The sequence below is a fragment of the Olivibacter domesticus genome, assembly GCF_900109575.1.
Lineage (GTDB): Bacteria > Bacteroidota > Bacteroidia > Sphingobacteriales > Sphingobacteriaceae > Olivibacter > Olivibacter domesticus.
Window position 1 is genome coordinate 107,779 of sequence record NZ_FOAF01000005.1, and the last position, 26,552, is coordinate 134,330.

General features: G+C 40.4%; 21 protein-coding genes and 1 tRNA gene. 13 read left to right on the forward strand and 9 right to left on the reverse strand.

Annotated elements, in window-relative coordinates; genetic code table 11:
- The first annotated feature begins 276 nt into the window (after positions 1-276).
- The 7 genes from BMY50_RS18350 to BMY50_RS18380 all read left to right on the forward strand — a co-directional run bounded on the left by BMY50_RS18350 (position 277) and on the right by BMY50_RS18380 (position 9,157).
- Positions 277-861, forward strand: coding sequence for an RNA polymerase sigma factor (locus BMY50_RS18350; protein WP_093327233.1), 585 nt, complete (start codon positions 277-279; stop codon positions 859-861).
- Positions 862-924: 63 nt separating this feature from the next.
- The gene (locus tag BMY50_RS18355; protein ID WP_093327235.1) at positions 925-1,767 is read left to right on the forward strand and encodes a phosphodiester glycosidase family protein; all 843 of its coding nucleotides are present in this window, start codon (positions 925-927) and stop codon (positions 1,765-1,767) included.
- Positions 1,768-1,845: 78 nt separating this feature from the next.
- Entirely contained in the window at positions 1,846-2,994 is a 1,149-nt protein-coding gene (locus BMY50_RS18360; protein ID WP_093327237.1) for a FecR family protein, read from the forward strand.
- Between the two features lie 173 nt (positions 2,995-3,167).
- Positions 3,168-6,548 (forward strand): SusC/RagA family TonB-linked outer membrane protein, encoded by a 3,381-nt coding sequence (locus tag BMY50_RS18365; RefSeq protein WP_093327239.1) that lies wholly within the window; start codon positions 3,168-3,170, stop codon positions 6,546-6,548.
- A gap of 20 nt (positions 6,549-6,568) precedes the next feature.
- On the forward strand, positions 6,569-7,849 hold the full coding sequence (locus BMY50_RS18370; RefSeq protein WP_093327242.1) for a RagB/SusD family nutrient uptake outer membrane protein: 1,281 nt from the start codon (positions 6,569-6,571) through the stop codon (positions 7,847-7,849).
- Between the two features lie 21 nt (positions 7,850-7,870).
- A complete protein-coding gene (locus tag BMY50_RS18375) occupies positions 7,871-8,782 on the forward strand; it encodes a phosphodiester glycosidase family protein (protein ID WP_093327244.1) in 912 nt (303 codons plus the stop codon).
- A gap of 165 nt (positions 8,783-8,947) precedes the next feature.
- On the forward strand, positions 8,948-9,157 hold the full coding sequence (locus tag BMY50_RS18380; RefSeq protein ID WP_093327246.1) for a hypothetical protein: 210 nt from the start codon (positions 8,948-8,950) through the stop codon (positions 9,155-9,157).
- On the opposite strand, the gene BMY50_RS18385 is transcribed toward BMY50_RS18380, so the two are convergent.
- A complete protein-coding gene (locus tag BMY50_RS18385) occupies positions 9,158-9,637 on the reverse strand; it encodes a hypothetical protein (RefSeq protein WP_093327249.1) in 480 nt (159 codons plus the stop codon).
- A gap of 171 nt (positions 9,638-9,808) precedes the next feature.
- On the opposite strand from BMY50_RS18385, the gene BMY50_RS18390 reads away from it, so the two are divergent.
- Positions 9,809-9,882 (forward strand) — tRNA-Ala (locus tag BMY50_RS18390).
- Between the two features lie 169 nt (positions 9,883-10,051).
- Here BMY50_RS18390 and BMY50_RS18395 read toward each other — a convergent pair.
- The 4 genes from BMY50_RS18395 to BMY50_RS18410 all read right to left on the reverse strand — a co-directional run bounded on the left by BMY50_RS18395 (position 10,052) and on the right by BMY50_RS18410 (position 15,088).
- Positions 10,052-10,528, reverse strand: a complete 477-nt coding sequence (locus tag BMY50_RS18395) for a hypothetical protein (protein ID WP_093327252.1) — start codon at positions 10,526-10,528, stop codon at positions 10,052-10,054.
- 251 nt (positions 10,529-10,779) lie between these two features.
- Positions 10,780-11,964, reverse strand: coding sequence for an ROK family protein (locus BMY50_RS18400; protein WP_093327255.1), 1,185 nt, complete (start codon positions 11,962-11,964; stop codon positions 10,780-10,782).
- A gap of 266 nt (positions 11,965-12,230) precedes the next feature.
- Complete coding sequence (locus tag BMY50_RS18405; protein WP_093327257.1) at positions 12,231-13,751, reverse strand: malate:quinone oxidoreductase; 1,521 nt, start codon at positions 13,749-13,751, stop codon at positions 12,231-12,233.
- A gap of 164 nt (positions 13,752-13,915) precedes the next feature.
- Positions 13,916-15,088 (reverse strand): acyl-CoA dehydrogenase, encoded by a 1,173-nt coding sequence (locus BMY50_RS18410; RefSeq protein WP_093327260.1) that lies wholly within the window; start codon positions 15,086-15,088, stop codon positions 13,916-13,918.
- A gap of 294 nt (positions 15,089-15,382) precedes the next feature.
- Between BMY50_RS18410 and BMY50_RS18415 the strand changes: the two genes are divergently transcribed.
- Positions 15,383-16,297: a DUF6263 family protein gene (locus BMY50_RS18415; RefSeq protein ID WP_093327263.1), complete on the forward strand. Its 915-nt coding sequence runs from the start codon at positions 15,383-15,385 to the stop codon at positions 16,295-16,297.
- 35 nt (positions 16,298-16,332) lie between these two features.
- Here BMY50_RS18415 and BMY50_RS18420 read toward each other — a convergent pair whose 3' ends face one another.
- Genes BMY50_RS18420 through BMY50_RS18430 form a run of 3 tightly spaced genes read right to left on the reverse strand, consistent with a single transcriptional unit; the run spans position 16,333 to position 19,168 of the window.
- The gene (locus BMY50_RS18420) at positions 16,333-16,860 is read right to left on the reverse strand and encodes an adenine phosphoribosyltransferase (RefSeq protein WP_093327265.1); all 528 of its coding nucleotides are present in this window, start codon (positions 16,858-16,860) and stop codon (positions 16,333-16,335) included.
- Positions 16,853-17,743, reverse strand: a complete 891-nt coding sequence (locus BMY50_RS18425) for a ComEA family DNA-binding protein (protein WP_093327269.1) — start codon at positions 17,741-17,743, stop codon at positions 16,853-16,855. The genes BMY50_RS18420 and BMY50_RS18425 overlap by 8 nt, the downstream gene beginning before the upstream one ends.
- Positions 17,744-17,752: 9 nt before the next feature.
- Positions 17,753-19,168 carry an APC family permease gene (locus BMY50_RS18430; protein WP_093327271.1) on the reverse strand — a complete coding sequence of 472 codons (1,416 nt, stop codon included), beginning with the start codon at positions 19,166-19,168 and terminating at the stop codon, positions 17,753-17,755.
- A gap of 211 nt (positions 19,169-19,379) precedes the next feature.
- Here BMY50_RS18430 and BMY50_RS18435 point away from each other — a divergent pair, with 211 nt between their 5' ends.
- From BMY50_RS18435 to BMY50_RS18450, 4 genes are all read left to right on the forward strand, one after another.
- Complete coding sequence (locus BMY50_RS18435) at positions 19,380-21,617, forward strand: sodium-translocating pyrophosphatase (protein WP_093327273.1); 2,238 nt, start codon at positions 19,380-19,382, stop codon at positions 21,615-21,617.
- Between the two features lie 120 nt (positions 21,618-21,737).
- Positions 21,738-23,225, forward strand: a complete 1,488-nt coding sequence (locus BMY50_RS18440; protein ID WP_093327276.1) for an amino acid permease — start codon at positions 21,738-21,740, stop codon at positions 23,223-23,225.
- A gap of 84 nt (positions 23,226-23,309) precedes the next feature.
- On the forward strand, positions 23,310-23,876 hold the full coding sequence (locus BMY50_RS18445) for a MarC family protein (RefSeq protein ID WP_093327278.1): 567 nt from the start codon (positions 23,310-23,312) through the stop codon (positions 23,874-23,876).
- A 237-nt stretch (positions 23,877-24,113) separates the two neighbouring features.
- Positions 24,114-25,370: a cation:proton antiporter gene (locus BMY50_RS18450; RefSeq protein WP_093327281.1), complete on the forward strand. Its 1,257-nt coding sequence runs from the start codon at positions 24,114-24,116 to the stop codon at positions 25,368-25,370.
- Positions 25,371-25,377: 7 nt separating this feature from the next.
- On the opposite strand, the gene BMY50_RS18455 is transcribed toward BMY50_RS18450, so the two are convergent.
- Positions 25,378-26,544, reverse strand: a complete 1,167-nt coding sequence (locus BMY50_RS18455) for an RsmB/NOP family class I SAM-dependent RNA methyltransferase (RefSeq protein ID WP_093327283.1) — start codon at positions 26,542-26,544, stop codon at positions 25,378-25,380.
- Positions 26,545-26,552 lie beyond the last annotated feature (8 nt).

Genomic DNA, 26,552 nt, shown 5'->3' on the forward strand with positions numbered 1-26,552 from the left:
TACCGGTAATTAATAAATACAAACTTTTTCTTCAAACTTAGAGAAAATCGTTAGCACCTACAACAACAATTCATATCAGTGGTAAACTTTTCTTCTTGGAACTTTAACCGGACACTAATAAATTATAACGAATATGATTCTTATCTTCTAAAAAACAATCTACTTTTGAAATGAAAGCTATTGAACTATTCTTATATTTAAACTTTTGTTAATATTGCCGTAACTATAAAATTTACACAATTTGATACTTTTGGTGCTATTATCTACAATCCTGCCATGGCGAAGATGTCTTATAAATCATATGATGATCATGAACTGATCCAGCGTATGCTGAGTGACGATTATGCTGCTTATATCGAAATTTATGAACGCTACTCCCGGCAACTACATGCACATGCCTACAAAAGGCTGAGCAATCGGAACGAGGTTAAAGATCTGTTACAGGAAGTTTTCGCAGCCCTCTGGCAAAATCGCTGTTCATTAACCCCTCAGACCCCGTTGGCTGGATATCTTTATGCAACCTTACGCTATAGGATTATCAAACTGATTGCGCATAAAAAAGTCGAGGTCCTTTATTTTGAATCCTTGTCGGCAATCGATACACATGACAATACAACACCTGATTACCTGATCCGGGAGAAAGAAATAGGACAATTGATTGAAAAGGAAATTGTACAACTACCCGAAAAGATGCAGGAGGTCTTTAGGATGAGTAGACAGTCTCACCTCTCGCACAAGGAGATTGCCGAAGAACTTGGACTTTCCGAAACAACCGTAAAGAAGCATGTCAACAATGCCCTGAAGGTATTACGACCAAAATTCGGAACGTTGCTCTCCTTGGTGTATTTCCTCTTTCCTTAATTTTTTTATTTTCTTTTACGCCCTAAGGTTCTGTTGCGGTACTATCTCTATAAAAAACGCAACATGAATAAAAAAACAGCACCTATCCTACTCATTTTCGTGTTCTTTAGTCAGCTCCTAACTTTTGGGCAATCAACAGATTCCATCGCAGTGGTTAGCAAAGAATGGAAAATTAAATCTATCAAAAAAGGCATCACCTGGAAACAAGGCCATTTTGACAAACTCTTTGAAAGCCCACAGGAAATCAACCTGGTGGAAATCGACCTTAAGAAGTACCGCAAGAAAATCCGTCTAGCAGCTGATCCGAAAGAATTAAAAAAGACTTCGCAATTTGCCACGGAAGCCAATGCCTTAATTGCTATTAACGGTGGCTTTTTTGATATGAAAAATGGTGGTTCATGGGATTATGTAAAGGTGGACAACAAAGTGATCGATACCACGAAAAAGAGAACCGATCGCGCCAATGCAATCCTACTGATTAATAAAAGAGCAATCAACATCCAACCCGATTCGTCCATCGACTATAAACAGAGCCAAGTACCGCACATATTGCTGTCAGGACCGCTATTGATACATGAGGGAAAAGATGCGACGCTCGCCAATAATCCCTTTAACAACAACCGCCACCCACGCAGTGCCGTAGCTATTACAGCAGATCAAAAGCTAATTTTTTTCGTAGTGGACGGTAGGAACAGCTTAGCCGCCGGCATGAACTTAAGTGAGTTAACGAAAACGTTGCGCTGGTTGGGTGCAAAAAATGTTATGAATGTAGATGGCGGTGGGAGCAGCACGCTGTACGTGCAAGGGGCCACCGAAAACAGCATCGTCAACCACCCATCCGATAACAAGCAGTTTGACCATGAAGGCCAACGCTCGGTAGCCAATATTATTTACTTAAAAAAATAAAACCAATTTTTTCATTTTCATTTACGCCCTAAGGCGGGGTTACGGTACTATGAATAAAAGCGAAAACCTCTTTTACACATGAAGGAGCATGAAGATCTAAAGAAGCTGTTGAAACGTTACCTAGCAGGCGATTGCACGCCCGAGGAACGTACGCAGGTGGAACAATGGTACGATGAACTGAACATCCATGCGAAGAAAGCTTCTGAAGAACAGATGGAGCGTGATATTGCCGACATACGGAATCGTCTGCCCGGCCCAACCCTTCGTCGAGTGGCTATATGGCCTCGCTATGCAGCGGCCATTGCAGCTGTAATTGTCATCGCCGTAGGCGCATATTTTCAATTCAATCAATCTCCTGGCTTGAAAAGTGTAGACGATACCACGACAGTTTCGAGCCGTCAGGATATAGCTCCCGGCGGAAACAGAGCCACCCTCAAGCTGGCCAATGGCAGCGAAATAACACTTAATGGTCGGTCTGATGGAGAAATTGCGCAAGAAGGCGCTCACGCCATTTATAAGAATGCGGATGGAGAACTGGTTTATCAGCCGGGCGAAGCGGATCACAACAGCCATGAAGCGCCCGTATTTAACACCCTACAAACACCGCGTGGAGGTCAATACCATTTAGTACTGCCTGATGGTAGCAGAGTTTGGTTGAATGCCGCATCCAGTTTAACCTACACCATTAACGGCTCAGCGCAAGAACGGTTCGTGAAACTCGAAGGAGAAGCCTATTTCGAGGTGGCGAAGGATCGTGAGCGTCCCTTTCGAGTTGAATCCAGAGGACAGGTGGTGGAAGTGCTGGGTACCCATTTCAATATTAATAGCTATCCTGATGAACCAATCGTGAAAACCACTTTAGTAGAAGGATCGGTGAAAGTGGTGCCAATCGCTCATAAAGGATCAGTGATACTTCAGCCGGGGCAGCAGGCAGCACTCGACAAAACCAATCACTTATCCGTAAAGCAGGCAGATATTTCAGATGTTGTGGCCTGGAAGAATGGTAAATTCAGCTTTAAACAGGCGGATATCGAGATAGTGATGCGGCAACTATCGCGTTGGTATGATGTCAAGGTGATCTTTAAAGGCAAAAAACCGAACATTACCCTATCGGGCGAAGTTTACCGCAACACCCATGCATCCAAGGTACTGGAAATTTTGTCTTTCTATAACTTGGATTGCCAGATTGAGAAAACTGGAGAAGTCAAACAGATTATCATTCAATAATAGATAGAAGAACAGATGTTTAACCAAAAGCAATACTATGAAACAGTAAAAACCATCAAATGAAGGCTTAAAAAAACGTCTTCTGATAGCAGTCAGAAGACGTAAACATTTGAGCCAATGATTCGAAAAACTTTAACACATTTTAAATTACTAACTCAAACCTTACAAAGTTAATGAAATTAGCATTTCATGCAATGGCTACGCCTTTGCGATGGGCGCCCCCACAGAAATTTAATCAACTGAAATTCATCATGAGATTTCAACTTATTGTCGGTTTACTACTTTCGATATTTATCCAGGTCAGCGCGTCTACCTATGCACAAAAAGTATCATTGAAGGTAAAGGACATGTCCTTAGACCAAGTATTCAAACTTGTGGAGAGTCAAACAGAATACGTATTTCTTTACGACGATCCAAGCTTTACCACAGAGAAAGTCAGCCTAGCCGTAAACCATGCCCCCATAGAACAGCTATTGGAAGCATGCTTAAAAGATTTACCCATATCGTATAAAATTGTTGATCGCAATATTCTCTTTAAACGGGATGAAAGCAAGATCGACTTAGCGAAAGCCAGCCTTCCACAAGACCCGCCCATTAGTGGGCAGGTAAGGGATTCAGTGGGCAGCCCGCTAGCTGGAGTGAGTATTGTTGTAAAAGGAAGCACACGAGGTGTAACCAGCGATTCAGAAGGACGCTTTCAGCTGCCCGTTACCCGAGGCGATGTGCTTGTTTTTAGCTTGATCGGTTATCAAAGGCAGGAATTTACGATGGCAGGACAAAATCGGCTGCAAGTGGTATTAAAAATCGATTTATCAGATTTGGAAGAAGTGGTAGTGATTGGCTATGGCCAGCAGAAGAAGCGCAACCTCACCGCAGCAGTTTCTTCTTTCAAACCTACCGAAGAAAATGCAAGGCCTGCATTAAGCCCCGATCAGCTTATTCAAGGGCGAATGGCCGGTGTGCAAGTGAGCGCGGGATCAGGCAGTCCGGGCACCGTAAATCGGGTATCCATTCGCGGTATCGGCTCTTTGAGTGCCACGAATGAGCCGCTGTATGTAATTGACGGTGTACCGGTAGTAAATCAAAATGCTGCCTTATTGAATTTCGGGGAAAACATGAATCCGCTTGCACTCTTGAACCCGAGTGACATCGAGTCGGTTGAGGTATTGAAGGACGCGGCTTCTGCAGCAATCTATGGAAGTCGCGCCACGAATGGTGTCATCCTCATCACTACTAAATCTGGCAAGGCAAATCAAACCAAATTTGGTGTTGACGCTTTTACAGGTGTGTCGGTAGTCCCCAACACAGATAAAATGAAAATGGCTGATCCCGATCTTTATCTCGCGGTGATCAACGAGGCAATCAACAATTTTAATACACAGTACGGCTACACACCCGGTGCAACCAATTATATGGAGCATAAGGAAAACCCCTTCCCAGGCGAACCGGGTACCGATTGGTTTGATCTGATTACACGCCCGGCCAACACCACTAGCTTGTCGCTATCCTTCGCGGGAGGTACGGAAAAGACCAGCGTTTATTTGTCGGGTAACTACCTCAGTCAGGAAGGCGCTTTCATCGATCAAAAATTTACGCGCTATACCGGCAAACTGAATTTAACGCATAAGCTCTACAGTTGGCTCGAATTTGGTGCAAACACCAGTTATAGTTATTCCAAAAACAAAAGAGTACCCGGATCGAATCTGGGTACCACAATGATGGGCCGTTCATTGCTTCAGCGTCCTTTTGATCGTCCCTTTAAACCGAATGGCGACTACTACCTAGGTGGTACCGACGAATTGATCTATCACAATCCTTTTCAAATCATTAACGAACAAAATGTGTCCCTAGATAATTACCGTTTTTTGGGATCATTCTTTGGAACCGCAACCATTACCGATGGGCTAAAATTCAAAACGATGTTGGGTACTGATCTGACCTATACGCTCGACAATATTTACTATGCAGAAGATCACCCCTATGGCACGGGTATCGGTGTTAAATATGACAATCGTCGTTTTACACCAAACATTCTATGGGAGAATACGCTGAATTACAATAAAACATTCGACAAACTCAGTGTGGAAGGACTTTTGGGATATTCTTACCAGAAAATCAACCTATCCAGCTCCAACATAGAAGGAAGTGGTTTTCCATCTCCTTCCTTCCAACAACTTTCGGTAGCGGCGTCCATTCTTTCGGCGGGCACAGCCCTGACCGAAAGTGCTTTGATGTCCATATTCGGCCGTTCGAATCTATCTTGGGATGATAAATACCTATTGAGCCTATCATTGCGTGCCGATGGTTCGTCCAAGTTCCATCCCGATAAGCGTTGGGGTTATTTTCCTTCGGTGTCGGCGGGCTGGAATGTCTCCAGCGAGCCATTTTGGTCGCTCGCAGGTACAACGGCCAAAATTCGTGGTAGCTATGGCGAGACGGGTAATCAGGATGGCATCAGTAGCTATGCTTACCATGCACAAATGAGCGGAGGGCGCAACTACAATAACCAAAGCGGCATCGGTGTCAGCACCAATGGCAACCGAGATCTGACTTGGGAAACGGCTAGGCAGTATGGGACAGGTTTAGACGCTGGATTCCTAAACGGCAAGTTGAACCTGACTGTAGACTACTTCGTCAAGAAAACGGATAACCTCCTCTACAGCAAACCAGAACCATCTACTACGGGCTTTACTTCTATCATCAGCAATATCGGCTCCATGGAAAACAAAGGTTGGGAATTTCTACTCAATACGCATATTCCGCTAGGTCCTGTACAATGGTCTTCCGACTTCAACATTTCTTTTATCAAGAACAAACTGACATCCCTTATTGGTGATGAAGCATTGTTGATCGGAGCCAATATGACCTTGCAGGTGGGACAGGAGGTAGGTAGTTTTTACATGTACAAACAACAGGGTATTTACCAATCGGACGACGAAGTGCCAGAATCGCTCTATAAAAACGGTGTACGTGCGGGCGATGTAATGTATGAAGACCTCGACGGCAATGGAGCCATCAACGTATCAGATCGACAAATTGTAGGTACCGCCAACCCTGATTTCTACGGAGGATGGAACAACAGCTTTTCCTACAAAAACTTCGACTTCAACATTTTTTTTACCTATTCCTATGGCAACAAGGTATACGCAAGCTATCGCGTCAATACCGATCGCCTAGGAAGCGGTTTTATGAATATGACTAAGCAAGTGGCAAATGAGCGTTGGACTGGTGCCGGTACCAGCAACACCACACCTCGCGCTATCTATGGCAATAGCTGGAACACGCAAAATTCATCACGCTTCCTTGAAGACGGCTCTTATATACGCTTACGCGCATTAAATTTAGGGTATACGTTACCCGCTCGGATAGCCAATAAAATCGGCATGAAACGACTGCGGGTATATGTGCAGGGTGATAACCTTTATCTCTGGACAAAATATCGTGGCTTTGATCCGGAAGTGACGAATGATTTCGATCCACAATTTATCGGACAGGACAACTTGATCTTGCCGCAACTGCGGAGTTTCAACGTCGGAGTTAATATTGGATTTTAATGAGGACTAAAAAATTAACGATGTATAAAACAACTGCAATTACCAACATCATGGCAGTCCTGATGCTGGTACTACTATCTTCTTGTACAAAATTGGATTTCTACCCCCATACGTCGGTGGCACCTGAAATTGTGGGCGAACGGGATATGGATGCCCTGTTAAATGGTATGTACAACGCCGTACAAAATAATCAAGGCAGAGAATCATATATTATGTTTGACTTAGTGGGGGGCAACCTGATTAATGCCTCGGGTGGGAGTGAACTGGCTTTTATTCGTAATATTTTGCGTACCGACTACAACTTGGTCAACAATAACTGGAGTGGTTTATACCAGTCGCTATACCAAGTCAATAACGTGTTAAATATCATGACCAGTCTACCAGAATCCGAAAAGCGCACACGGATCGAAGGTACCGCTCACTTCTTCCGCGCCTATATATATTATAATTTGGTGACCCGCTGGGGCGATGTGCCTTTAATTTTGGAAAATACCACCGAACGTGTATCGCGCGATCCCTCGACTGCTATCTGGAGTCAAATTGAAGCAGACCTAGCGATTGCCCTGGAGAACGCACCTGCCTTTGAAGGCGATTATTATTATGTATCACAACAAGCGGCTAAGGCATTGCTGGCTCGCGTGTTGATCGCACAGAACAAGATGGCCGAAGGTGCACAGGCTGCAGAAGAGCTTATTGTGACAGGGAGCTTTTCCCTGGACCGATTCGACAAAATATTCAGGCATATAGAGAACAAGGAAGAAATTTTCTCCTTTAAGAACTTAACCGAAGAATCCAGTATTACGCTGAGCACTTTATTTTACACCTATGCTCATGACGTGAGCGGTTCTTATGTCTATAAGCCGACAGATGCGGTGATGAACCTATTTGAAGAGGGAGATAATCGCAAGGAAATGAGCATCGCTACCGTGAGTTCGCTGAACGTCATTAACAAATATCCTAGTGGTCAAACTGGAACAGACCCGATTCCGATTATCCGCTTGGGTGAAATGTATTTGATCGCAGCCGAGGGGAAAGGTTTGGCGGGGCTTGCGCGATTGAACGAATTAAGAGCTGCAAGGAATCTCCCGGCAATTAACCCTTCGGGTGAAGCCGAATATCAGGCAGCTGTAGCGCTCGAACGACGTCGTGAGCTGCTGGCCGAGGGTTTTCGTTGGTTCGATTTAGTGCGTACAGGCAAAGCTGTAGAAGAACTCGGTATAGAGGAATATCGGACGAAGTTTCCGATACCTGACTACGAGCGGGAAGTTAATTCAAACCTCACACAAAATGAAGGTTACTAATCTATTATTAGCGTAAAAAACATGAAAAAAATAAAACAGTATCTTTTTTGGTTCATCCTAGGACTTACAGCACTCGTTGGCTGCGAAAAAGATTATACCGGAACTATAAAAATCTTAGACGATACCCGTAGCGAACTGACCGTTCGTTTGCAGCAGAATAGCGCATTGATCCATCATGTGTATACGGATACCACCCTTGAGCTACATCCGGGTGTAACAGAGACGGATATTCACTACCAAGATGCAAATGGCCATACGATGCGAATATTTATATTAGAGGCCGATATGAACCAACCTGATGTCAAGTTACGTCCCTTAACACCCAATGATGCCACAGCCTATGCCCGTCAATCAATTCCAGATATGGTAGAATACATCGCTCCGAGCACTAAAGTGCTTTTTGGCTGCAATGCCGACTTTTTCAATGCCACTACTGGTGAGCCGCGCGGCATTGTATACCTTTCAGGGCAAGCCGTTCGTACCACCATTCCCGCAGGCTGGACATTTTTCGGCCTGAGCAAGACCGGTCAATTGATGATCGGAGACGATTCGGACTATCAAGCACAAAAAGCCGATATTTTCCACGCCCTTGGTGGGCATCAGACCTTGGTAAAAGATGGTGAGCCGGTTAGCCATACAGACACTTCGGTAGAACCACGTACCGCAGTAGGGTTTACAAACGACAATAAGTTGTACTTCGTCGTCGTAGACGGGCGGAAGTATGACTACTCTTACGGTATTAACTTCACCGATCTGGGCCAGCTAATGCATGCCTTGGGCGTAAAGGAATCGGTTAACCTGGATGGAGGTGGTTCATCAACTTTTCTCATCAATAATTCTGTAGATATGACATATGAGGTAAGAAACCGTCCTTCAGATGGCACGCCACGAGCCGTGGCTAATGGATGGGCCATTACCGTTAGTGAAAATTAACTTATAAACCTCTAAAAAGCTTCCTCGTGCGAAGCTTTTTTAGAGGTTTGTAAATTTACGAAATCTATGACTAATAAAACTTCCTAATGATAACACTTTTTTATCTTTCAGTTGTTGATAGCGTAACGAAGTTGAACAACCGGAAATAATTAAACTATTAAAATTATGCTAGAAAGATTTGCAAAATGGGCTGACGAAATTGATCAGGAATGGGCTAGCTATTCAACCTCATATGATAAAGAAGTATTTATCGTATATGATCACTTAAAAAATGAAGTTGCCCGAATCGACTACAATAATGGACGGTACGATATATCTGGCGATGATTTACCCGCGGTTAAAAAATTAACAGATCTAACACAACATAGACATTGACTATCGCCTACTGATTTTAATCTTAAGCGTAAATGGCCCATTATAAGGGTTACCGGCCATCTGATTTTCACTCACGACAATTCTATACACGCCTGGTTCTTTCAGATTGTATTCCATCTCTTGACCGAAAGGTCCGTCTGCAGAATTATCGGGCATAAAGATCTGCGCAATTCTTACATTTCCATTAGGTTCGGCTGCCTTAACAGTAGCAGACAGCTTTCCTAGTATCTTCGTTTCAAAAGAAAACACTATCCGTTTTCCTTGCGCCATCAAAGCCTCTTGCTGTGCACTCCCGTCTATCAAATTAAGCGATATAGAATCTTTATTCGACTGCTCTACGTTTCTTAAAGAATCTGTAGACGAAATTTTTGAAGTATCTGTTATCGTTTCCTTCTTGTTTTTATTATCTGGTTGGTTACAAGCCGTTGTTAACACAACAAGACATAGCGGCAGCATAAAAAAATAGTTGGTAATCTTCATACAGCGTGTGCATTGATACACTCTTTTAACAAATAAACTTGTTATATGTTTTTTACCTATTAAAAGCGTGTGTATTTTCTTGCATATCATTTAATCTTAAACAGCGTTTCAATTTCAAACAAATAATTTGTAGATATTAGCCTAATTATTATCTTTGCCAACACAAATTAAGGGGGTTTAGCTCAGCTGGCTAGAGCGCTTGCCTGGCAGGCAAGAGGTCACCGGTTCGACTCCGGTAATCTCCACTGATTTCATCCCGCAATGCGGGATTTTTTTTTGCCCTGATCGAAAGTAAGCCATTAGCTGCTATTTTTTAAAAAAATCTAAAAGGGAAACAAAAAAATCCCCGCAGTTTTTGAGCGAGGATTTTTCGTTAAGGCTTTTTTAACGGCCTTCTTTTTTTAAGCTTTTCTATTAGTTAAAAGTATACTTAAATCCAATACTGAATCGAGAAGCTTCGAAATTGGACTCATCTGTTAAATTCCACCAAGGTTTCCAATCAAAATGAAAGGCCAGTGGTGCGGAAGGTACCTTATACTCCAAACCTAAAGCCGGCCGAATGGCAAAATAGGTTTTGTTGCCAAACGGTCCGTGATCAACAAAATTAAGCTGTGGCCCTACGCCAATGTACCAATTAAGTCCTCTAGCGCCACGAATTGCTTGGTTATACGAATAATCAGCTCCTAGTAAAACGTTATTATCCGCAAATAAGACTTGCACGTTACCCGCGTCATTTGCACTGAAAAAGTGTTTTAACTGCGGCCCCACTAACGTTCTTCCGTCGCCCAAATCAATACCTAAGCCCAACGCTGTGCGATATTGAGCTTTTGATTCTTGCGCTAAGAATACCAATAAAAAAACTGCCAATAAAGGTAAAAATCCTTTTCTCATAATATAATAATATTAAATTTCACAAAAAGCATCCTAAAGCAGATGCAATAATTGTACTTTTGTAGCAAATTTCTTGCCAAATACACATCACAATACCATTTAACGTATTAGGTCTAATTTCGGAGAAGCATACTGTTTTTCAAAATAGTGAATGGCAACCATTTATGGTAAAATGTAAGAAAAGGAAATTTCACAGTACGCACGTTGACGTATTCAAATAAGAACATGTCAGCATCGGCGTTATTTGTATGTTAAAACTCACAGTGCTCTACCACCAAAGCAGCCGCTCCTAGCAATTGTACTTCCTTTGATAAGTCTGAAACGGCAATCGTAGTTTGTTCTGATAGTCTAGGTATGCAAAATTCGTTAATAGCCTGATGTATGGGCGCAAGCCATATTTTACCAGCTGAAGCACCGCGACCACTTAACACAATCCTCTCTGGGTTCAAGATATGAATAAGCGTTGCCAAACCTTTTCCTATCATCAGCCCCCCTTCTGCCAATAAAGATACCGCTAAAGGATCACCATTCTTTGCTGCCGCTAGCAATTGCTCGCCAGCTAATATATTTTTATCTTTAAAAAGATGCTCTAAGCTTGATTTTGCTCCATTATTGATCTCCCGTTCTGCTTTATCTACCAGCACTGATAAGGATGAATCTACCTCTAAACAGCCCCTCTTACCACAAGAGCATAAATTGTTGGTGTTAGCTAAAGGGATATGACTAAACTCTCCAGCATAACCGTTATGTCCTTTAAATAAGTTACCATTTACGATCATCCCTAACCCAATGCCCCATCCGATATTCACGATCATTACATCTTTATACCCCTTAGCGGTTCCAAACTTCAATTCGGCCATTGCAACCGCCCTAGAATCATTATCAACAAAAACGGGTATATTTAGCTCCTTAGTTAAGTATTTCGGCAAATTTTCGATATCTGGAAAATAGGTGTGATTAACGCCTTTTTTCATATTATATACGCCTGGCATGGCCACACCAATACCGAGTATTTCATCCGTCTCAATATTACTTTTATCAAGTGTTTCTTTAATTAAGCGTATTAGCTCTTTTAACGCATCACTATTATTAGGATTCAAATTAAGACGAAACGACTCAATAGGCCTAACAGCCTGATTACCCAGATCATAAATAGCTAAACGAGACTCTAATTGATCCACTGCCACGGCCACCAAATAACATTTCTTTTCTCTATTAATATGATAGGTAGCTGGCCTTCTCCCTCCTGTTGACGGTGCAAAACCATGCTCTAAAATATACTTTTCTTCTAGGAGCGCTGTTACTGCTGAGGTAACAATAGGAAGGCTTTTATGTGTAAAGGCACATAAGTCAGCAAGGGATAAAGCTCCGCTATAGTATAAATGTCTTAATATAGTTTTTCTAAGATGTTGCTGTTTCAGTATTTTCGCTGTCAAAACTGGTTAGTTTAAAAATAAGTAACTAAATTAAACAATAAAGAGGAAAGCTCCTAATTACCTTTTTATGCTTAAACAAAAATTATATAAATATTCGCTCAATTGCATTGCCAAAAATAAAAACGACCTTTAACATGGCCCCAATGAATTCACAAGTAGTAGGTTGTTCGATATTGGACAGTGATTGTTCGATATTGGACAATAAAAAATGGGAAAGACCTGTAGTCCTCCCCATTTTCCTTAAATTTATATAATAATAATTAAACTTACGCTGTTTCTTCTACTAATTGGTCTAACTTCAGTATTTCACTACTTTGGCTGCGGGTTTTATAAGCCAACTCAGCATTGCTTGCTAGCGATTGACCATATGAAGGTATCATTTCTTTAAATTTGCTTTCCCATTGCTCCGTTTTTACGCGGTCAGGAAAACATTTCTGTAATAACTTAATCATGATGGAAACGGAAGTGGAAGCGCCTGGTGAGGCTCCTAATAATGCCGACAAAGATCCATCCCCGCTGCTCACTACCTCTGTTCCGAATTCCAACACACCTCCATGTACCGGATCTTTCTTTATCACCTGTACCCTTTGTCCAGCAATTTCCAATTCCCAATCTTCTTTGCGAGCAGATGGAACGTACTCCCTCAGCGCACCTATGCGATCATCAGGCGATTGCCTAACTTGGTCAATTAAATATTTAGTAAGCTTCAGGTTATCTAAGCCTGCCGCTAACATTGGGCGTATATTATTAATTTTAATAGACGAAGGTAAGTCAAACCAAGACCCATTTTTGAGAAACTTAGTGGAGAAGCCTGCGTATGGCCCGAATAACAGCGCTTTCTTACCATCAATAATGCGTGTATCCAAATGTGGAACAGACATCGGCGGAGAACCTACTGCCGCTTTCCCATAAACCTTCGCTTCGTGCTGCGCTATTACTTTTGGATTTGTACAACGCAACCATTGTCCGCTAACCGGAAAGCCTCCGAATCCTTTTCCCTCTTTAATATCAGATTTTTCCAACAGGTGTAACGCTCCTCCTCCTGCTCCGATAAATACAAATTTAGCTAAAATAGTGCGTTTACGTTTAGTCGTGCTATTTTTAACCTCGATTTTCCACCTTCCGTCAGGCATTCGCTCTAAGTCCTTCACTTCGTGTGCCAATCTTAATTTAAAATTAGCCTGTTTCCGTAAATAGTCAAATAAATAACGTGTTAAAGCACCAAAATTAACATCCGTTCCAATATCCATCTTTGTAGCGGCAACAGGCTGGTTCGCTGCTCTCCCTTCCATTATTAATGGAATCCATTTTTCAATGATATTTTTGTCTTCCGAATACTCCATCCCCTTAAAAAGATGGTGGTTGATCATTGCATCATACCTTTTTCGAAGGTAATCTACATTATCATTCCCCCATACGAAGCTCATATGCGGAATACTCTTTATAAACTGTGTAGGATCTTTTAATACTCCCTTTTCAACAAGATGAGCCCAAAATTCTTTGGAAACTTCAAATTGTTCAGCGATATTAATTGCTTTTTTTATTTCTACAGATCCGTCGGGTAATTGAGGGGTATAATTTAATTCACATAAGGCTGAGTGCCCCGTTCCTGCATTATTCCATGCATCTGAACTCTCTGCTGCTACTTCATCTAAACGTTCAAAAACTTCTATACTAGCCTCTGGTAGAATTTGATTAAGCATGATGCCCAAGGTGGCGCTCATTATACCCGCACCTATCAATACAGCATCCTTTTCTTGAATGGTGTTTTTATTACTTTTCGTCATTTCAATCTATGAGAATGCAAAAATAACACCAACAAATCATATTTTCTTAAAAAATTGACAAAAGAAACGAATATTTACATATAAAACACAATATTTATGCGGCTAAAAATGTAAATTTATTATAAATGGCCATTTTATTATCTTTTTTTACCACCCCTTCATCATCAGCTTGTTTTGCCTTCTTTCAAGACCTCCCTTGAAATAACCATTTTCTGTATTTCAGATGTTCCTTCTCCAATTGTACAAAGCTTAGCGTCTCGATAAAATTTCTCTACCGGAAAATCTTTTGTGTAACCATATCCACCGAAAATTTGAACGGCATCAGTTGCTACTCGAACGGCTACCTCAGATGCAAAATATTTAGCCATTGCTGAAGCTTTTGTTACCGGAAGGCCCTTGTTTTTCAAATCGGCAGCTTTTCTAATTAATAACTCCGCCGCCTCAACTTCTGTTGCCATGTCTGCAATCTTGAAGGAAATTCCTTGAAAATTAGCGATCGGCTGGCCAAACTGCTCACGTTCTTTGCTATATCTAATAGCGGCATCTAAAGCACCTTTGGCAATTCCTAGCGCAAGCGCTGCAATAGAAATACGTCCTCCGTCCAACACCTTCATTGCTTGCTTAAAACCTTCTCCTTCTACACCCAGTAAATTCTCTTTCGGCACTTTTACATTCTCAAAAATCAGCTCTGTGGTTTCTGAAGCACGCATTCCTAATTTATTCTCTTTTTTGCCGTGACTAAATCCTGGCGTACCTTTTTCAATTACGAAAGCAGAAATGCCACCCGACTCGCCTTTCTTTCCTGTTCGGGCCATTATCACCGCAATATTTCCGCTTTTCCCATGGGTGATCCAATTTTTTGTCCCATTGATTACATAACAGTCTCCTTCGAGCACAGCAGTCGTTTGCATACGCAAGGCATCAGATCCTGTATTCGCTTCCGTAAGTCCCCATGCCCCGATCCATTCCCCACTAGCTAATTTCGGTAGCCATTTATTTTTTTGGTCATCGTTACCGAAGGCTAAGATATGACCCGTACAAAGCGAATTGTGAGCGGCTAACGATAAGCCAATTCCGCCACAAACGCGAGCAACTTCCACTATTACATCGACATATTCTTGGTAACCCAGACCAGCCCCTCCGAAATTTTCCGGCACTAAAATGCCTAAAAGCCCCAGCTCTCCCATCCGTTTAAAAAGATCTATGGGAAATAACTGCTCTTCATCCCATTCATTTACATGGGGAAGTATATTTTTTGCTGCAAAATCCCTAACCATCTCCTTGATTAGGGCTTCATGTTCTTCATCTAAATGAGATGTTTCTCTATCTGAAATCATATCTATTCATAATATGGCCTTATGCAATTATAACCAAATTTTATGTTAAAAAAGAAGTAAAAAACAATATTTATATATAACAAAACAGTTTTTGGTATAAAACATTTACCTATTGATTTTAAACCGATCACTAAAACAGATTATTCGCTATTTTCCTTGTAACATTTTTTACGGGTTGCCGTCAGAACTAAATACAAAACACGCTTATATGAAACCATCATGATTTATTCAAACCACACAGGGGAATGAATAAATCTGATAGCTTCATCACCGCTAAAAAACAAATTTAAAAAGATGAAAAAGATCACCACATTATTGGTTTTTATATTCCTTTACTCTTATGCCTCCTCCTTCGGAAAAGAAAAGCCTAGCGATAATTTTGCTCAGCAATCGGTCCTTTTAAAAATGAACCTAAAAAAAGGGTTAAAATATATTTTCACCACAAATACATCTCAGCTTATTGCTCAGGAAGTAATGGGAAATAAAATGGACATTAAACAACACACAGATATTGACTATATATATGAAGTAATAGAGAGTAATGCGCAGGGCATGCTTATAAAAACCACTTATCAAAATATATTAATCGATACACAAACACCTCAAGGCAACATTTCTTACGACTCTAAAAAGAAGGATAATGCAGACAGTCCATTGAAAAACATAGGCAATATGGTTGGCAAGAGTTTCACGATGCATGCAAGCGCCGAAGGAGAAGTAACACAGATAAAAGGCATGCAAGAAATTGTAAACTCGATTGGGGGAGACGCCACCACCAAGCAATTACTTAAACAACAGTTTAGTGATTCTGCTTTCATTAACATGATGAATATGGCTTTAAATATTTATCCAAATAAGGAGATGAAAATAGGTGAGAGTTGGCAAAAAATTTCGACCGCGGAAATGGCGGGAATGATGAAAATGAACACACAGAACACCTATACCTTAAAAAGCTTGGAGAAAGACAATGCCATTATAGCTGTACAGTCTAATATAGATCTATTGCCATTACCTAATAAAGGCGTACTTGGAAATATTGAATTTAATTTAAAAGGTACACAAAGTGGTACTATCAAATCGCACCTTCAATCAGGTATGATTACAAGCAGTGTAATCCATCAGGAAATAAAAGGGAATGTAAGTGCCCAAGGGATAAAAATCCCTATGACCATTACATCTGACATTACATTAACCGGACGGGAAATGTAATGCGTTCTGAACCGAAAATAATAATCGAATTCAGGTTAATAATGTACAAGAGAGATAAGTTTCTTACTAAAAGGCATTAACCGCTCACGTCCTTTTAGAAAATCCAAACTTATTACGAAGCTAAATCCCGCGACTTGTCCACCGAGTTGCTCAATAAGCTTACTAGCAGCAACCAATGTGCCACCTGTGGCTAATAGATCATCATGTAAGAGTACTTTTGCACCGGGTGCGAATGCATCCGTATGTATTTCAATAGTTGCCGTTCCATATTCCAAATCGTATGATTGTTTGGTCGTTTTGGAAGGAAGCTTCCCTTCTTTTCGTATCGGTATAAATGGTATTCCCAAACGGTTTGCCAGCATCAGACCAAATAAAAAGCCCCTGCTTTCTATACCGGCTATCATATCGAAATCAAGCCCTTCCAGACGCTCAATAAATGATTCAACCACGGCGTCACAAAGTTTAGCATCTTTTAATATGGGTGTTATATCCTTAAACACGATGCCTGGTCTAGGAAAATCAGCAATATCTCTTACTGCAGCCTTCAATAACGTATCAATCATTATTAAAATTTAAATATGGCTCAATTTTACGCAAATAATCTTTATCAAATAACACAATATTCGTTAAATCTTCTATGTTGTTAAATGCCCCATGTTGCATTCGGTATTGCACAATAACTTTTGCATAATTTGCATTGATATAGGGATGTTTTCTAAGATCCTGATAATTAGCTTTATTAATCGGTATCTGCCGAACGTGTTTTCGATCTACCAGCAGAAACGGTTTGATCGTTTCAAATCTTAAAGAGTCCATTCCATATACCTCCTGCAACTGCTCCAATAGATAATACCCCCCCAACAGATTACGATATTTAAGAATACGTTTTGCATATACGGCCCCTATACCTGGAAGCTGCATTAAATCTAGGGTATCTACTAAGTTGATATCTAGAACCGTTGGTTTTTTTATGCTATTTAATGAATGCGCACGCCCGTATTTCGGTAAATTCGTACTGTCTTTCAATGTAATCGCTGTATGCTTAATTGCTGTTGTTTTTATATGAATATAGGGTTCTAATTTTTGATAGTCTGCTTCTGATAATGTGTAAATCTTTTTTAAATCACCCTTCTTATGGAACACCCCACCTTTAGTCTTGTAATTTGTAATTGTCTTTATCTGACTGGGTGATAAACCGAGCTTTCTCCATTCTTCCGCATCAATCCTATTTGGATCAAAATTGAAATAGGAAACCGCCTCTTTAGTGATTTCACCCTGCTGAAGATCGCTTTTTTGTATGATCTCTTCATAGTACTCAGATTCCGGAGCAGCGGTAAGGTCATATAAAACGGGGATGCACCACATACCAAGTGTAATAACCAATAATACCATTATACCATTAAGTTCCCGCTTACTTAAGTTAAAGTATTTCTGGATAAAATACATCGTAGTAAATTATTGCTCTTTGTTTCCAATTAAATAATAAATAGGTATTCCCACTAATACTATTATAAGGCCAGGCCATGTAAAAGTTGGTTGGTAAATCAACAAGCCTATACAAATAGAAATTGCAGCAATTATATATACTGCTGGCAAAAAAGGGTATCCAAAAGCTTTATAAGAGCGTTCTATATCTGGTCGCTTTTTACGTAAAATAAAAACACCCAGAATGGTCAACGCATAAAAAATCAACACTACAAAAACGACATAATTTAACAGATCACCATATTTCCCCGTAAGACAAAGGGCCGATGCCCAAAAACATTGCACCCACAAACCCCAACCGGGTACTTCGTATTTATTCAAAATGGCTGCTTGTTTGAGAAAGACACCGTCATTCGCCATCGTGTAATAAACTCTCGCCCCCGAAAGAATCAATCCATTATTACAGCCAAAGGTTGATATCATAATCATAACAGCAATAATGACAGTTCCAATCTCTCCAAAAATCGCATGAGAGGCGACGACGGCCACCCGATCGGCAGGTGCAAAAGCAATTTCCTGCATCGTTGTTGTAGCCAAGTACATAATATTTGTAGAAACGTAAATAACAGTTACAATCAGTGTTCCCAAAAACAAACTTAAACCGATATTTCGTTTTGGATTTCTAATTTCACCCGCAATAAATGTAACGTTATTCCAGGCATCACTGGAAAAGAGGGAGCCAACCATGGCCGATACAATCCCTGCAAATAGTGCCGCACCGCTTATTTCTAAAAAGGCATTTTCTTGCGCATCCCAAGTTTTTGGAATCCATCCTTCAGACCAATTGGCATGCCATATCTCTGTATTAAACGCACTTATCAATCCCAGAACAATTAGTCCTGCTAAGGATAATATTTTTACGATGGTAAATACCGTTTGTAATATCTTGCCATTTTTTACGCCACGTGTATTAAGCCAAGTTAATACAACTATAACAGCAATGGCCAAAAGCTGTGCTGCATTTAATTGGAAATAGGTAGTTTCCCAAATAATATTTTCATCGCTAACAACTGGAAATAAATAAGCTGCAAACTTGGCGAATGCGACCCCTACCGCAGCAATGGTACCCGTCTGTACAACCGCAAATAATGCCCAGCCATATAAAAAGGCAACTAACTTATTGTATGCTTCTCTCAAATAAACATATTGCCCGCCAGCCTTGGGGTACATAGCAGAAAGCTCCCCATAGCTAAGTGCCGCGGTAAGTGTTATAAGACCTGTTAATACCCAAATAACAATTAACCAACCCGCACTTCCAACCTGGCGTACTATATCTGCACTCACAATGAAAATTCCTGAACCAATCATAGAACCTACCACTAGCATGGTGGCATCTAATAAGGTTAATTCTTTTTTCATTTGGTCTTCTGGCTGCGTGTTTTCCATATAAAGGCGTGCTAATGTTTACCACGAATGTATATAAAATATTTAATGTAACCATAAAAGTATCTGCGCCTTAAACCTAGGCCCTTTTTTACACGACTAATATTGTATGTATCCAATTTTAAAAAAATAAATTTGATTATATCAAGAACCCTCGCTATTTTCGGTGCAAACCATTTATAGACAAGTAATAAACTATTAACTCATTTAAATTATGAATTATTTACAAAGTAATTTAGTATACTTCATACCGGTGCTGGGCCTTATTGGCATATTAATCATGATTATCAAATCTCGCTGGGTCGCGAAACAGGATGCCGGAGATGCGAATATGCAAGAATTAGCCGGGCATATTGCAAGTGGAGCGATGGCATTTTTGAAAGCGGAGTGGAAAATACTATCTTATTTTGTTGTAATTGCAGCCATTATACTGGCCTGGTCGGGCACACTCAGCCCCTACTCCAGCTGGGTCATTGCTATTTCTTTTATAATAGGTGCTGTCACCTCGGCTTTTGCAGGGTATATTGGAATGAACATTGCTACCAAAGCAAATGTACGTACCACACAAGCAGCACGTACCAGCCTTGCTAAAGCATTAAAAGTCTCATTTACCGGCGGAACCGTTATGGGGCTCGGAGTGGCCGGTTTAGCTGTTTTAGGTTTAGGTTCTCTTTTTATTGTTTTTTATAATATATATGTAGTTAACATAAACGGACAGATAAACGGTTTGGAAATGGAAAGAGCGCTGGAAATATTAGCAGGCTTTTCCCTGGGTGCTGAATCTATCGCTTTGTTTGCACGCGTAGGTGGTGGTATTTACACAAAAGCAGCTGATGTGGGAGCTGATTTAGTTGGAAAAGTTGAAGCAGGAATTCCTGAAGACGATGTAAGAAATCCTGCCACTATTGCTGATAATGTGGGCGACAATGTGGGTGACGTTGCAGGGATGGGAGCAGATTTATTTGGTTCATACGTAGCTACCATATTAGCAACCATGGTGCTGGGCAGAGAAATTGTCTCAGCAGATAACTTTGGCGGAATAGCACCGATTCTCTTACCTATGCTTATTGCCGGACTTGGGCTCATTTTTTCAATCATCGGCGCTTCACTTGTAAAGATCAGCAATGAAAAGGGAAATGTGCAAAATGCACTTAATGTTGGCAATTGGACTGCCATTATTTTAACGGCTGTTGCATCTTTCTTTGCTGTCCGCTGGCTGCTTCCCGAAACAATGGAAATAAGAGGCGTTCAATTCACCAAAACGGATACCTATTTATCAATTATTGTCGGGTTAATTGTAGGTGCGCTCATGAGTATCATTACCGAATATTACACCTCCATGTCGAAAAAACCTGTTCGTTCTATAGTAGAACAATCGATAACCGGCCATGCCACAAATATTATAGCAGGCTTAGCTGTTGGTATGCAATCTACCGTACTTCCAATATTGGTGCTTGCTGCCGGTATTTATGGTTCTTATCATTTTGCCGGACTATATGGTGTAGCGATAGCAGCGGCAGGTATGATGGCAACCACGGCCATGCAATTAGCCATTGACGCTTTTGGCCCAATTGCTGATAATGCGGGAGGAATTGCCGAAATGAGTCAGCTACCTGCCGAAGTTAGGGAAAGAACCGATAACTTGGATGCAGTAGGAAATACAACTGCCGCTACAGGGAAAGGATTTGCCATCGCATCAGCTGCTTTGACCTCTCTTGCTCTTTTTGCTGCTTTTGTTGGTATTGCGGGCATTGATCGGATTGATATTTACAAAGCCGATGTGCTCGCTGGATTATTTATTGGCGGCATGATCCCTTTTATATTTTCGGCACTTTGTATTGCTGCCGTGGGTAGAGCGGCGATGGATATGGTGCAGGAAGTTAGGCGACAATTCCGTGAAATACCCGGTATAATGGAGTATAAAGCGAAACCAGAATATAGTCGATGCGTTGAAATTTCCACTAAAGCCTCCATAAGGGAAATGATGTTACCGGGAGCTATTGCACTCGTGGTACCAATAATTGTTGGATTTTTATTTGGTCCGGAAGTGCTTGGGGGGTTGTTAGCTGGCGTAACCGTTTCCGGTGTACTCATGGGAATGTTTCAGTCGAATGCCGGTGGCGCTTGGGACAATGCCAAAAAATCTTTCGAAAAGGGAGCCCCTATCAACGGTGAAATTTACTATAAAAAATCCGAACCACATAAAGCTTCTGTTACTGGCGATACAGTTGGCGACCCCTTTAAAGATACATCAGGCCCATCTATGAATATCCTAATTAAATTGATGTCAATTGTATCCTTAATCATTGCCCCACATATTAACATTAATCAACACAAGACGGTTTTGAGTCAAAACAGCCAAATAATTCACACACAGACAGCAAAAAACATAGAAAAAACGATTTTAGACAAAAAAGAGATACGTTTTCAACAAAAGAAGCTGCTAAAATAATAGTAGCTTCTTTATTTTTAAATAAAAATTGTAGGTTTGAGTCCTGTAAATATCCATATTTTAAAAACATAGGCAAAATTCAACTATAATCACAAACCACAATAACAAAAACAACATTCGATGTTCTATAAGAAATCCATTCCTTCCCTTATTAAAGAAGCTCATGAAAGTGGCGAAGGTACGTTAAAGCGTACATTAACAAGTTATCATCTAGTTGCCTTAGGTGTTGGTGCTATTATTGGCGCAGGTTTATTTTCACTTACCGGGATTGCAGCGGCAGATAATGCGGGGCCTGCAGTAATTCTTTCATTCATTATAGCAGCCATTGGCTGTGGTTTCGCCGGTTTGTGCTATGCAGAATTTGCTTCCATGATTCCAGTAGCAGGGAGTGCTTATACCTACTCCTATGCCACAATGGGTGAATTTATTGCCTGGATTATTGGCTGGGATCTTGTACTGGAATATGCCTTGGCCGCAGCTACGGTTTCTGTAAGTTGGTCACAATATTTTTCTCAGTTTTTACTAGAGATAGGCATTGACCTTCCTGCCAATCTTCTTCATGGCCCTTGGGAAGGTGGTGTGATTAATATACCCGCCATTATGATCGTTTGCTTATTATCTCTTTTGTTAATAAGAGGAACGCAAGAATCGTCTTTCGTTAATAATGTATTAGTCATTGTTAAGATTGCCGTGGTTCTTATTTTTATAGCATTAGGCTGGGGCTTTATAAATCCAGCGAATCATACCCCTTTTATACCACCGAATGCGGGTGAAGTAGCCTTAAAAGCTGGTAAAATTGGCTTCTTTGATTTTTTTAATAGTCCCGATTTTGGACATTTTGGAATTAGTGGAGTTTTGAGGGGTGCGGGTGTAGTTTTCTTTGCCTTTATTGGTTTCGATGCCGTTAGCACGGCAGCTCAAGAAGCGAAGAACCCTCAAAAGGGAATGCCAATAGGCATCATCGGGTCGCTGCTAGTCTGTACTTTATTATATGTTGCCTTTTCATATGTCATGACAGGTCTCGAAAATTATACTGCTTTTGAAGGCGACGCCAAACCTGTTGCTACAGCTTTTGCTAAAACAGGTTATACTTTTCTCAACTTGGCCATGATGATTGCTATATTAGCGGGTTATACCTCTGTTATCCTAGTGATGCTTTTAGGACAGAGCAGAGTATTTTATAGTATGAGTAAAGACGGATTGCTACCAAAATTCTTTTCGGATCTTTCTAAAAATCAAACACCTTGGAAATCGAACATTTTGTTCATGGTCTTTGTGAGTATTTTTGCTGGGTTTGTTCCCGTATCAGATCTAGGTCACATGGTAAGCATTGGCACCTTATTTGCATTCACCTTAGTTTGTATCGGTGTAATTATACTAAGAAAGAAACAACCGGGTCTTGACCGTCCCTTTAAGACTCCTTTAGTTCCTTTAGTTCCTATTTTAGGAATTGTTATATGCGTTGCCTTGATGGCTGGATTGCCAATTGAAAGTTGGGAAAGACTTGCCATATGGATGGCTATTGGCGTTGCTATTTATTTCGGTTATAGTAGACACCATAGCTTAGCTAAGCTTAAAGCAGAACAAGGCTCGGCAGCTGCTGAGTAAGATTGTTGTAAGCAAGGATGATGAAGCCCTTTTTGTAAGAGAAACAATAGGGATATTATCTATTTTCTATTAAACATATTGATCATGTTTTTCAATTTTAAAGAAATTGCATCGATTACCATGATTCTGTTTGCCATAATAGATATACTAGGTTCTATCCCTATTATTATTGATTTACGTCAAAAGGCGGGCAAAATTGAATCCGGAAAAGCAAGTATTGTTGCCATGATATTAATGATTGCTTTCCTCTTCGTAGGAGAAAGCATGTTGAAATTAATAGGCATAGATGTAGCTTCGTTTGCAATAGCGGGTTCTCTTGTTATCTTTTTTATTGCTATGGAAATGGTTTTGGGCATGGCTTTCTTCAAGGAAGATTCTTTCGAAACGGCATCGATCGTCCCCCTAGCCTTCCCGCTGATTGCAGGAGCGGGAACAATGACAACTATCCTTTCTTTAAAATCAGAATACGAGACACAAAACATAATTGTTGGTATATTAATCAACATTGGAATCATCTACATCGTACTCAAAAACACCTATCGATTAGAGAAATTATTAGGCCGTACGGGTCTGGCTGTACTGCGTAAGGCATTTGGCGTTATCTTACTCGCTATTGCCATTAAACTCTTCAGAAGTAATACAGGATTATAACTGAGTAAATGGGGAATTGTTAATTAGTTTAATAGTTAGGTCATTCGATAAGAAATAGATCATGAGCTATTAGTCAGCCACACACAAATTTAAGCTCTACAACCTCACTATCAGCAAGTTTTTATGTTTACATATAAAACCGCTGCCTGATAACTCATTATTGTCCACTATCAAATTAAAAGTTAGACTTGCCAAACAAAAGAAAAATTCATATATTAGGGGAAAACCGAATTTTATATGGAATTATATTACTCTTTTTCAGTACTTATTGTTTTATCAGCTATTTTTTCTTACATAAACGAACGTTTTTTAAAATTGCCGTCAACCATAGGTGTAATGGTGATTGCCTTACTCGTTTCGTTGGGACTAATCCTTACCGATAAAATTTTCCCACATACCTTTCAAGAATTTTCAACCTTTATTTCATCAGTAGATTTTACTGAAGTTTTAATGGGAGCCATGTTAAACTTTCTATTATTTGCTGGAGCGATTCATATACGGTTAAGCGACCTTAAAGAACAAAAGGCTCCTGTCATGATATTCTCAACCGTAAGTGTCATTATCTCAACTTTTGCGGTAGGTTTTATGCTTTTCTATATACTCCAATGGCTGCATATGGGGATTCCGCTAATTCAATGCTTATTATTTGGCGCTTTAATCTCCCCTACAGACCCAATAGCCGTGTTAGGTATACTTAAGCAAGCTGGGGTACCAAAATCGTTAGAAACGAAGGTAGCGGGCGAATCTTTATTTAATGATGGCATTGCAGTAGTTGTATTTATTATTATGCTTAAACTCGCGCAGGGAGAGGATGTAGATTTGTCCTTTAGTAGCATTTCCATGCTGCTTGCGAAAGAGGCTTTAGGGGGTGTCGCGTTGGGCCTTTTACTTGGCTATATTGCTTCGAAGACAATTGGAAAAATTGATAATTATAAATTAGAAGTCCTTATAACCTTAGCTGTTGTAATGGGTGGACACCTGGTAGCAAGCGCCATGCACATGTCGGGTCCTCTAGCTATGGTTGCTGCCGGTTTGGTAGTTGGTAACTATGGACGACAATTCTCCCTAAGTGAAGTATCAAAAGACTATTTGGATAAGTTCTGGGAACTTATAGATGAAATCCTGAACGCAATTCTGTTTCTAATCATTGGCTTTGAGTTAATTATTATTACCAATATAGCTGATTATTGGCTTATTGGTATTATCTGTATTGCCATGGTGCTATTTGCGCGGTTAATCTCCATATGGCTACCGGTCAAAATCATCCCAATGAAAACTAAATTTAATAAGGCAACTATTACGATTTTAGTTTGGGGTGGATTGCGAGGAGGGGTATCTGTTGCATTAGCGCTCTCTATAGATAACGATCTAAACAAAGATTTGCTATTGTCTATCACTTATTATGTAGTGCTCTTTTCTATATTAGTGCAGGGATTAACAATAGGTAAACTTACAAGCAAAGCGCGGCAAATAGCAGGTACTGAAACAATTTAAAAATTATCTATAGATCTTTAATTAACCGGGCAACAAACATTGTATCTGCCCGGTTTTCATATCCTTTCAATAACTCGGTCTCTTCTACTCTTAGTCCCTTTTGCTCGAAAAATTTCAGCTGATTTTCATTTTCATCGGCATACACAGAACAGGTGATATAGATCAGTGGAGCCTTTGGTTTTAAGTGCTTAACCGCCTGCAAAACAATTGTTCTTTGTAAGGTAACAAAATAGTCCAGCCGTTCCTTATTAAAGGAAGCCATCATTTCAGGTGTTCTTCCCCATGTTCCTGAACCTGTGCAGGGTGCATCTACAATAATGCCATCAAATTGCTCATTCCCTAAAACGGGGGAACTGTCTTTTGTAAGGTCAATAATTTTTCTCCTATAGTTCTTTATTTTCGCCTGGTCGAATCTTTCATCTAAATTTCTGAGAATGCTCGGTCGCACATCACTCACCAACAGCTTTATATCAGGATAATGATGTAATAGCAAAAGTGATTTTCCACCAGATGCAGCACAAGCATCCCACCATTGTTCGCCACTCTTAGCTTTAAAATAGCGCGCTGTGCGCTGCGAGGATAGATCTTGCACCTGATATTTACCCTCCAGCTCTCGATATTGATTTAGCTTGGTGCCATTCGGCAGGGCAAGACAATTCTCACCAACTTCTTCATAAATAACTTCCCTATGAATTAAACGATCTACCACAAAGGTTTTTTCGCCGGGGTGAATACGGATAAAAAGAAGTGGTTGCATGAATAAGCTATCAACAAAGCGTTCTTTATCAATCGATGTGGATAGCAATGATATCAATGGAAAAATATCAGCCTGATGAAATCCAAACAAATCCGATAGTAATACCTTTTTTTCTTGAATTGTTTGGTGAATGGATTCATTTAATATCGGATCTAAATGAGCCACCAAATCACTCTCTTTGTTACACAGATATTCGGCAAATAGCAATCTTTCTGTAACAGTATGCTCAGCAAATGATTTTCCTAAACGAAAGTAATTGTAAATCCACCTAGAGGCAATGCGTCTATCGGTAGACCCCATTTGCTTATTTTCTTTAAAAAAAGTCGTCAAAAACCTCGCTAAAGGTTCTTTCTTATCATAAGCGGTCAGTAACTTCTCGAAGGTGCGTAATTGCTGAGGTATGCGCATGTTACTCATGTAGAAGG